We start from the raw sequence: 6,852 nt of genomic DNA, 5'->3' as shown, positions 1-6,852 counted from the left end.
TCCGCGCCAGCGGCTTCGCCCGCGCCGCCGGCCGCTGCCAAGAAACAGGCGGTGGCCAAACGTCCGCCGGCACCCGCGCCGGTGCCGATCACGCCGCCACCACCGGCGTCCACAGCCGCTCCTGCAACTTCGGACGACTGATCTTTTCAAAACCGGTGCCGGCGGCTAAAGCGAAACGATCATGCCGCTTCATCTCATCAAGCTCGCCGTCGGTTGTGACTCGGTCAAGGAACTTAAGACCTGGGTCGCCGAACGGATGGCGACCGCGAAGAAGAAGGGCCTGCCGCAGCGTCATGTCCACATCACACGGATGACGCCGAAACGGGAGGAGGAAATCCTTGCCGGCGGCTCGCTCTATTGGGTGATCCGCGGCGAGATCGCCGCGCGCGAGAAGATCATCGCGATCGAGCCGTTCCGCGACAAGGACGGCATCGGCCGCTGCCGCATCGTGATGCAGCCCAAGGTGATCACGGTATCGCCGCGCCCGATGCGTCCCTTCCAGGGCTGGCGCTATCTCACCGCCGATGCCGCGCCGCCCGACCTGACCAAATCGGCCGCTTCCGGCGTCGCGGCGATGCCCGAACCGATGCGGCGCGAACTGCGCGATCTTGGATTGCTGTAACGGCTGGTCGGGTTACATCGATATCCGGTCGGGTTACACCGCGATATTGTCGATCAGCCTCGTGGTGCCAAGCCGTGCGGCGACCAGCATCCGCAGCGGGCCGTCCTTGATCGAGGCGATCGGCGCCAGCGTCTCGGCGTGGCGCACCTCCAGATAGTCGAGCTTGAAGCCGGCCTTTTCGATCAGCTCGGCGCCTCCGGCTACAGCCGGCTTGATCGCTTCACCGGCACGGATGCGGCGGGCGGTTTCCTTCATGACGCGATAGAGCTCCGGCGCCACGCGCCGTTCTTCAGGCGAGAGGTAGACGTTGCGGGATGACATTGCGAGCCCGTCGCGCTCGCGCACGGTTTTGGAGCCGATCACCTTGACGCCGAGGTCGAGGTCGCGCGCCATCTGGGTCACGACGCGGAGCTGCTGAAAATCCTTCTCGCCGAAGATCGCAAAATCCGGCCGGCACTGCGTGAACAGTTTGCCGACGACCGTTGCGACCCCGCCGAAGAAATGTGGGCGGAAGCGGTCTTCGAGGCCGACGGTGGCGGGCCCCTCCGGCGCGATCCGCGTGGCAAAGCCATCCGGGTACATCGTCTTGACGTCGGGATGCCAGATCAGGTCGACCTTCTCGGCGGCGAGCTTTGCGACGTCGTCCTTCCAGGTACGCGGATAGGAGCCGAAATCCTCTGTCGGCGCGAACTGGGTCGGATTGACGAAGATCGAGACGATGACGCGCTGGGCGCGTCGCTTGGCAAGGCGCACCAGCGACACATGCCCGTCATGGAGAGCTCCCATGGTTGGCACCAGCGCTGTCATCGCCTTTCTGCCGCGTAGAGCCTCAACGGCGCGGCGCAAGGCAGGGACGGTGCGGACGACCACGGGACTTCGCGACATCTGGATTCAATCTCTTGGGCTGGTTCGGGAAGGTCTGGTCGGGCGAGACGGGCTTGGACTCGCTCGATGAGGCGGGCACGCGACCATACCAAGGGGAAGGCGTCGACGCCAAGGCGGCAGGCGCGCGCACCTGACCCGTTTGGGTGACGTCAAACGATTGTGGGCTGACATGTCCGGCGACCGATTCATGATTAAGACAGTCGGCTGCCCCTTAAGCGCATGGCGCATTTCACTTGACCGTCGAAGCGCCCGATTTGAAGATATCGAGGGGGATCAGGTGATGCTGGTACAGGCTAGTCAGGGGCAATCCGGCTCCGCCCATGTGGTGGTGCTCGGCAACGAGAAGGGCGGTTCGGGTAAATCCACCACTGCCCTTCACATCGCCGTCGCGCTGATGAAGGCCGGCCAGCGGGTCGCCACCATCGATCTCGATTGCCGCCAGCAGAGCTTTACCCGCTACATCAATAACCGGCGCGCCTGGGCACGGCGCACCAAGCTCGACCTCGAAATCCCCGTGCATCATTGCATCAAATACGGCGAGACGATGCAGATCGCGGAGAACGAGAACGCCGAGTTCCAGCAGTTCATGGCGGCGATCAGCGCGGTCGAGCGCAATTTCGATTTCATCGTCATCGATCCGCCGGGCACCGACACCTACCTGATGCGGCTCGCCCATTCGATGGCCGACACGCTGGTGACGCCGATCAATGACAGCTTCCTCGATTTCGACGTGCTGGGCACCATCGATCCCGCCACCTATTCGGTGACGGGCGAAAGCCATTACGCCGAGATGGTGCGCGACGTCAGGCGCAAGCGCCGGCAGGTGGACGGCGCGACCACCGACTGGATCGTGGTCCGCAACCGCCTCTCGATGCTTGGGTCGCGCAACAAGCAGCTCGTCGCAAGCGGCCTGAAACAGTTGTCGCTGCGGCTCGGTTTCCGCTCGATCGACGGCTTTGCCGAGCGCGTCGTCTACCGCGAATTCTTCCCGCGCGGCCTGACCGCGCTCGACGATATCGACGAGCAGACGCTCGGCACCCGGCCCAGTATGGGCCACGTCACGGCGCGCGAGGAGGTGACAGGCCTCCTGCGCCAATTGAAGCTGCCGCTGGACGAGCGCGGCCGCCGCCGCGCGGCCAACCGGGCCGAATGGTTCAACCAGGTCGACAAGCCGCTCGAGATCCACGACATCATCGCAACTTGACGGGGTCGGCTCACGCCGGCTGCAGAAACCGACGGCCCGTGTCGTCCGCCGATGGAACTCGCCCGTCACCCCGGCTTGGACCCCGTGCGACTACGGGGGAGGGCCAAAAACCCAGGAACAAACCTCAAACTGGCCCGTTTCATTAGAAATGTACCGAGCGCCTGAACCCGAATTTCGCGGCGCCGTCATAGGGTTAGGAGGAAAGCCAAATCCCACAGCGACTTGTGCAGATGCACAAGGATTAGGTGCATCGCACAACGATCAGGCGGTCAACACACAACATTTGGACTTCCCGTCACGTCGCTGTGACATATATCATCCAGACGGACCGTCAGAGTCCGGACAAATGGGATATAGCGCCAGAGGCGGGCGCGCCGAGGACGAATATGAAACGTGGAATTACCGTTCTGCTTTCACTTACCGTGCTTGTTACTGGCGCGTATTTCACCGCCAGCAAGTGGGCTATCCGTCACGAGACACTCAAATTCTATGATCCGGCGCGCGACAACCGCCTCGTTCCCGTCGACGTGGCCGTGCGCTGGGACAAGGAAATGCAGGCCAACGCCGGCATGATCACCCTGCCGGTGGCGATCCTCAACCACGGCAACACCGTCAAGAACACCGAGTATTCGTTCCTGACCAACATCTTTGCCGCGCGCGGCTATCTGGTGATCAGCCCGCAGCACGACCTGCCGACAGACCCGCCGATGGTGACCAAGGCTGGCGAGATCTATGTCGGCCGCCTGCCGCAAATCCAGCGCGGCGTGGCCAACATCCACTTCGCCATCGACGAAATGAAGAAGCTCCAGCCCAACGCCGACTATGCCAAGGTCACCATGGTCGGACACTCGATGGGCGGCGACATCTCGATGTACTTCGCCAAGCAGTATCCTGACGAGATCAAGAAGGTCGTGACGCTGGACAATCTGCGCGTGCCGTTCCTGACCGACGCCAAGTTCAAGATCCTGTCGTTCCGCTCGAAGGACACGCAGTTCAAGCCTGATCCGGGCGTCGTGCCCGATGCCGACGAGTGCGAGAAGTCCGGCATCACGGTGGTGAACACCAACTTCCAGCACAATGACATGCGCGACACCGGACCGGACGTTGCGAAGAACTCGATCCAGGCGATGCTCGACAAGTTCCTGGTCGATAGCGACAGTGAGGTGGCGCCGGTCGACACCAGGAGCGCGCCGCCGAAGATCCTCGAGCCAGGGCCGGTCTCACTCTACGTGCCGGATCCCTCGGCCAAGAAGGTCCAGAAGACCGAGACCGAGAAAGATCGCTTCGCGGTACCAAACTGACCTCTGCCCCTCCGCTCGGCGCACCCGCGCGAGCGCATTGACGCTTTCCTGATCCCGGCCCACATAATCCTCGCAGCAACGGCGAGGATTCATGGCTGCCGAACCGACCAAACCGAAATCCGGTAACGACATCGCTGCGCAGGCGGCCGAGGCCCGCCAGTCCGGTCGCTTGCCGGAAGCATCTCCGTCCAGCTCCGACGATATCGCCGCCTTCGTCGCCAAGGCGCGCGCGATGTCGCCGCATCACGCCAGCGGGCGCGGAAGGCTGATTTTTGCACTCGACGCCACGATGAGCCGGCAGCCGACCTGGGACATGGCCTGTGCGCTGCAGGCGGACATGTTTCGCGAGGCTGCCTCTCTGGGCAGTCTCGATATCCGCCTGGTCTATTACCGCGGTTTCAACGAATGCCGGGCGACCGGATGGATTTCCGACAGCGCTCACCTTGCCAGATTGATGGGCAAGATCGATTGCCAGGGCGGCAATACCCAGATCGGCAAAGTGTTGTCCGAGACGCGCCGCGAGGCGGTCGCCTCCGGGGTGCGGGCCGTGGTGTTCGTCGGCGACGCCATGGAGGAGTCCGCCGACGATCTCTGCGCCAAGGCCGGTGAACTCGGGCTGCTCAAGGTACCCGTCTTCATGTTCCAGGAAGGCGGTGACGCCACTGCCGAGCAGACGTTCCGCGAGATTGCGCGGCTGACCGGCGGCGCCTATTGCCGCTTCGATCCGGGTGCAGCGGCGCAATTGCGCGAACTGCTGCGGGCGGCTGCGGCCTACGCCGCCGGCGGCCGCGAGGCACTGCTGCAATTGTCGAAAACGGCAAGCGGTGCGGCCAAATTGATCGGCCAGATGAAGTGACTGCACCTCAGCTCTACCTATGACGTCGCCGCTTTCGCCACGCATTGAGCGCGGCCGACATGTTGCTGACGGCAGTCGCCGCTTCGCTCGACAGCTTGTGGCGGTGCGCAAGCCAGGCCGGATCATTGTAGGCTAGAAAGGTGGCGCCGGATGCCTCCTGCCACACCAGGGCCTCCAGCGGCAGATCGGCGCCGATGGTTCGCGATGCTTTTCCTCGCCGCCGCGATTATATTGCGCCCATGCCAACTCTGATTGCCGGCGTCGTCGCCGTTGTCATGCTTTATCTCCTGCTGCAGATGTTTCGGGCCGCCAACCCGGCGATGCTGGCGCGCGCGATCAAGATCGTCGGCGGCGTCTTGTCGCTCGCAGTCGCCGCCTATACCGGCATCAGGGGAGAACTTGCGGTGGCGATCCCACTCGGGATCTTTGGCGCCGGCCTGCTCGGCTGGTCGCCGAACGTGCTGGGCAATTTCGGCAGCATCTTCGGCGGCGCGCGGCGTTCCGCCGGACAGAGCTCGCGCGTGCGCTCGAAATATCTCGACATGAGCCTCGACCACGACACCGGCGCGCTGTCGGGCCAGATCGTGGAAGGACCGAATGCCGGCCGCTCGCTCGACGAGTTCGACCTGCAGGGATTGCTGGCGATGGCCGCCGGCTTCGACGCCGAAAGCGTCACGTTACTTGAAAGCTATCTGGACCGCCGGTTTCCCGCTTGGCGTCAGGACACGCAGCGCAACGGGGCAGGGGGGCAGCGCAGCGCGGCGCCGGGCGGCAAAATGACGGAAGAGGAGGCCTACCAGGTCCTTGGCCTGCAGCCGGGAGCCTCGCGTGACGAGATCAGCCGGGCGCACCGCGCTCTCATGAAGAAACTGCATCCCGATCAAGGGGGGTCGACGTACCTCGCTGCCCGTGTAAACGAGGCCAAGGATACCTTGCTTCGCACGCATTCTAGCTAACTCCGGCACGCTACCAACGCTACAAACCGAGAGTTGCCGCTGCTTCTCTGTGCTGACGCTCCGGTCTCGCCCGCCGTTGTCCGGCGTGGTCGATCCCCTGTTCTCGAAAGCTTAACCGTAAATCCTTGCCGAGAAGTTTCGCGAGGGAACGAGTAGCCGCCGCTGCCACGGGCCGACGCAAGAAAGCCGGCGCTGGTGGGCGCCGGCTTTGCGATTTTCAGGTTAGAGCGTTTTCGAGCGAAGTGGACACCGGTTCGCGTGAAGAAAACGCGTCAAAACAAGAATCTAGAGCTTCGGTTCTGATTCAATCAGAACCGAAAATGCTCTAGCCGAAAGATCAGTTGCGGATGGTGATGCAGGAGATGTCGGCGCGTTTCAGCGTCCGGCACGCCGCCTCGGCCTGCTCGCGCTCGAGGCCGGCAAAGCGGGCGCGATAAAGCTTGCGGTTATCCTTGCCGACGACCGGCTCGGTGAAGGGATCTGCCTTGCCGAGGAGGCCGCGCGACTGGTTGCGCGCAAGATCGATACGCTGGCGCGCCTCGTCCTCGCTTTCGAGCGCACCGACCTGGATGATCCAGCCGGTGTGCATGGCAGGCTGCGTAGGCTTGGCGACCGCGACCGGCTGCACCGCTTGCGGCTGGAACGCGGCGACCGTCTGCGGCGAGGAGGTGGGCTGCTGCAGGCTCGACGCGGGCAACACGCCGAGGATGCCGTTGCCGGTGCCGAACCCGGCGGGCTGCGGCGGCATTTCGGTCCGGGCTGCGGGTCTGGCGGCTTCGGTCTTGGACGCGTCGGTCTTGGCGACATCGGCGCTCGCCACAACGGCGCTGGAGGTCTCTGCCACTTCCGGACGCGCCGGGATCGCATTGGTGATCGGTGGCGCCGGCTGGGACGGAGCGGCGGAGGCGAGCTTCGTGGTGCCGGCCTTGACCTGAACCGTCTTCACCTTGACCGGCTTCATCGGCTCGGCCGAGCCCGGGATAATGGCCATCGGCTGGCTCTGGATCACGCCGTTGGTCAGGGGCGCG

The 6,852-nt window shown here is 64.0% G+C and carries 8 protein-coding genes; 5 read left to right on the top strand and 3 right to left on the bottom strand.

Annotation, left to right across the window (positions count from 1 at the left end):
• The first annotated feature begins 181 nt into the window (after positions 1–181).
• Positions 182–622, top strand: coding sequence for a DUF1489 family protein (locus CWO89_RS38815; protein ID WP_130583611.1), 441 nt, complete (start codon positions 182–184; stop codon positions 620–622).
• A 33-nt stretch (positions 623–655) separates the two neighbouring features.
• On the opposite strand, the gene panC is transcribed toward CWO89_RS38815, so the two are convergent.
• Positions 656–1,507 (bottom strand): pantoate--beta-alanine ligase, encoded by an 852-nt coding sequence (panC, locus tag CWO89_RS38810; protein ID WP_130583610.1) that lies wholly within the window; start codon positions 1,505–1,507, stop codon positions 656–658.
• A 280-nt stretch (positions 1,508–1,787) separates the two neighbouring features.
• On the opposite strand from panC, the gene CWO89_RS38805 reads away from it, so the two are divergent.
• The 3 genes from CWO89_RS38805 to CWO89_RS38795 all read left to right on the top strand — a co-directional run bounded on the left by CWO89_RS38805 (position 1,788) and on the right by CWO89_RS38795 (position 4,868).
• The gene (locus CWO89_RS38805; RefSeq protein ID WP_130583609.1) at positions 1,788–2,711 is read left to right on the top strand and encodes a division plane positioning ATPase MipZ; all 924 of its coding nucleotides are present in this window, start codon (positions 1,788–1,790) and stop codon (positions 2,709–2,711) included.
• A 386-nt stretch (positions 2,712–3,097) separates the two neighbouring features.
• Complete coding sequence (locus CWO89_RS38800; RefSeq protein ID WP_130583608.1) at positions 3,098–4,012, top strand: alpha/beta fold hydrolase; 915 nt, start codon at positions 3,098–3,100, stop codon at positions 4,010–4,012.
• A gap of 91 nt (positions 4,013–4,103) precedes the next feature.
• A complete protein-coding gene (locus CWO89_RS38795) occupies positions 4,104–4,868 on the top strand; it encodes a vWA domain-containing protein (RefSeq protein WP_130583607.1) in 765 nt (254 codons plus the stop codon).
• A gap of 13 nt (positions 4,869–4,881) precedes the next feature.
• Here CWO89_RS38795 and CWO89_RS38790 read toward each other — a convergent pair whose 3' ends face one another.
• Positions 4,882–5,064 carry a DUF302 domain-containing protein gene (locus CWO89_RS38790; RefSeq protein ID WP_130583606.1) on the bottom strand — a complete coding sequence of 61 codons (183 nt, stop codon included), beginning with the start codon at positions 5,062–5,064 and terminating at the stop codon, positions 4,882–4,884.
• 43 nt (positions 5,065–5,107) lie between these two features.
• Here CWO89_RS38790 and CWO89_RS38785 point away from each other — a divergent pair, with 43 nt between their 5' ends.
• The gene (locus CWO89_RS38785; protein WP_130583605.1) at positions 5,108–5,824 is read left to right on the top strand and encodes a DnaJ domain-containing protein; all 717 of its coding nucleotides are present in this window, start codon (positions 5,108–5,110) and stop codon (positions 5,822–5,824) included.
• Between the two features lie 337 nt (positions 5,825–6,161).
• Here the strand turns inward: CWO89_RS38785 and CWO89_RS38780 are convergent.
• The coding region (locus tag CWO89_RS38780; RefSeq protein ID WP_130583604.1) for an SPOR domain-containing protein at positions 6,162–6,852 on the bottom strand (691 nt) is incomplete at its 5' end.

It is taken from the genome of Bradyrhizobium sp. Leo170, from assembly GCF_004296405.1.
Lineage (GTDB): Bacteria > Pseudomonadota > Alphaproteobacteria > Rhizobiales > Xanthobacteraceae > Bradyrhizobium.
The sequence above is the reverse complement of the archived record's forward strand: the minus strand, read 5'-3'. Positions and strand labels throughout refer to the sequence as shown.

Bases quoted from the DNA above. Each gene is read 5' to 3' on its own strand.
- CWO89_RS38815 (WP_130583611.1), top strand. From the start codon at position 182: ATGCCGCTTCATCTCATCAAGCTCGCCGTCGGTTGTGACTCGGTCAAG.
- CWO89_RS38800 (WP_130583608.1), top strand. From the start codon at position 3,098: ATGAAACGTGGAATTACCGTTCTGCTTTCACTTACCGTGCTTGTTACT.
- CWO89_RS38795 (WP_130583607.1), top strand. From the start codon at position 4,104: ATGGCTGCCGAACCGACCAAACCGAAATCCGGTAACGACATCGCTGCG.
- CWO89_RS38785 (WP_130583605.1), top strand. From the start codon at position 5,108: ATGCCAACTCTGATTGCCGGCGTCGTCGCCGTTGTCATGCTTTATCTC.
- panC (WP_130583610.1), bottom strand. From the start codon at position 1,507: ATGTCGCGAAGTCCCGTGGTCGTCCGCACCGTCCCTGCCTTGCGCCGC.
- CWO89_RS38805 (WP_130583609.1), top strand. From the start codon at position 1,788: ATGCTGGTACAGGCTAGTCAGGGGCAATCCGGCTCCGCCCATGTGGTG.